Source organism: Micromonospora sp. NPDC049274 (genome assembly GCF_040678875.1).
Classification (GTDB): domain Bacteria; phylum Actinomycetota; class Actinomycetes; order Mycobacteriales; family Micromonosporaceae; genus Micromonospora.
In genome coordinates, this window is record NZ_JBFAQS010000043.1 from 1 (window position 1) to 2225 (window position 2225).

1 protein-coding gene is annotated in these 2225 nt (G+C 65.8%); it reads left to right on the forward strand.

Annotation, left to right across the window (positions count from 1 at the left end):
* Positions 1–309: 309 nt before the first annotated feature.
* The coding region (locus AB0K10_RS33145; RefSeq protein WP_363690175.1) for a toxin glutamine deamidase domain-containing protein at positions 310–2225 on the forward strand (1916 nt) is incomplete at its 3' end.

Sequence of the window (2225 nt, forward strand, 5' to 3'; positions counted from 1 at the left end):
GACCCGTCGGGAGATCTGCTGAATCTTCCCGCGGCGCTGCGGGTGCCGGTGCGGTTGGTGCAGACGGCTGACGGCAAGGTTGCTCAACACGACCTGGGGCCGGTCACGGTAGCGGATCCGACGTCCGCCGATGTGCACATCACCGACGGCGGTCGACCGGCCGGCCCGAATCCCTCACCCAGCCTGCGGACCGGGGAGGGGGTGCCTCCACAGGGGCGCGACGCCGGGGAGGTAGCGCGTGACTTTCCCTGGTTGCCAGCTGTGAACCCGCACCGAGAGCACGGCGGGGAGTTCATTACGAACTGTCTGTTGACCGCGATCGCCGTGAACCTGTCGCTTCGATCTGGGGAGGGGCACCAGGCGCCGCCAGTGGGCAACCAGCCCGGGGCGGACCTGCTGAACCATCAGCGCGACGAGCTCGGGCTGCCAGATGATCACCCGGGCCGGGTCTTCCGGGTGCCGAATCTGGATGCCATCTCCTGGGCGCTGTGGGCTTCGCCGCCGGGTTCGCGCGGCTTGGTCGTGGTGGGTGGACGTGACGGAACAGCAGCGCACGCCTTCAATGTCCTCGCGGACTCGGCCGGAGTCACGTTTCTTGATGGCCAACGTGGAACGTTGGCACCGCCGGTGCCACCTGGCGTGCGGCTGCATTTCCTCCCGTTGACCCCTGGGTTGCTGGTGCCGCCCGGAGCGGTCAGGTTGGCCGCCACCGACATGTTCCCCGCAGTGGGCAATGGAGCTGACGCACGTCGAGACGCAGAACTTGACCTGCGCTTCGGCGAGCTCGCCGGCCCAAGCGGCATCCTCCCCCGCGAGCGGGGAAAGCTCAACGCATTGTGGCGTCCGCTCGACGATCTGCCGCCAGCACTCGTCACCGACAACCCGCAGATCGATTGGATCTTTACCGTCACCCAGTCGGGGCAAGTGATCATCGGTGCGGATCATCCAGACAAAGGGCTCGACGATGCGGAGTTGGAGAAGCTGGCCGCCGACATCTCGTCGTCGGGGGAAGAAATCCACCAGTCGGCTCTCGCCGCCACGATGAAGAACGGTCATCCCACACTCGCCGTGGCCTTTGACGAGCAGGGCCGGGTTGTTGCGCAGTCAGCCCGGGTGAGTGGTGAACTGTTCTGGGACAGGCGTCGTGGCCGCTGGGAGGTGAACGACAAGTCGGGCCGCTACATGGACTTCGATGTCCGCGGGGAGGTGTACGACCGAGATCGAATGTGGTGGCTCAGCAACGTTGCCTCGATGATGTCGGATCGACTCGGGGTGCCCGTCTTCGTGTCGCCCGTGGACGAGCTTGTCCCTGCTGGCCCCCTGGCAACCCCGCGACAGTTGGATGCGCGGCTACGTGCGCAGGCTGCCGCCATCGCGAACGGGTACCTGGTTCCTCGAAATGGGACCGGCGCCGACGCTTTCAACGAATTCTCCCGTCGGATTGAGCGCGACCTGCGGCGCCTGCCCATGAAATCCGTGGCTGAGGTCGTGCAGCGGGCAGCGAACCGGGCCAGCCGATTGGGGTTGCGCCCTCGGATTGCGCCACCAGCCAGGGTGGAAGCGCCCGAGCAGCCATCGAGGCAGGGCTCGAGCAAGCTGACTCAGCAGGAGTTCGCGATGGCTTCTGCGTACTTCGGCGCCCTCACAATGGATGGAGAGGACGTCTTCGGACGAAGCCGCCGAGAGATGCTGCTTCGGGCGTTCCGTTTCACCAACATGGCGACGTTCGTCGAGACGCTGCACAATCCCGAGGCGATCAGTCACGAGCTGGCGCGGGCCGTGGCGCAACTCTCGGAAAAGTTCATGCCCGCGAGCCACATGTCCACCTATGCGGGTGATGCCTCTCTGGAGCTGTCAGCTGCGGCTATGGAAGCGTTGGGTGTGGATGATGACGTCATTACTCTGAGTCATCCGCTGGTGGTGGATCGGCGTGAGGCGAGTCCCGAGTCGCCCTTTGTCACCGTCACTCTGAGCACCGGGTTGACTTACGGTGATTGGGCGGAGGTGTTCATTCGTGCGGGTACGCGATTCTCTGTCACGGAGCGATTTGAGGACGGGTCGGTGCATCTCACCGAGGTCCCGCAGGATGCCCCGCCGCACGGCGAGGTGCGCGTGGGCTCTGCTGTTGAGGCGTTGCTTGATCCGCCGACCAGGGTGACGCCGGGGTTGGGGGCTGGCCCGGATGCGGGGCGCGCGGATGGCTCGGCTGCGGTGGTGGTTCCACG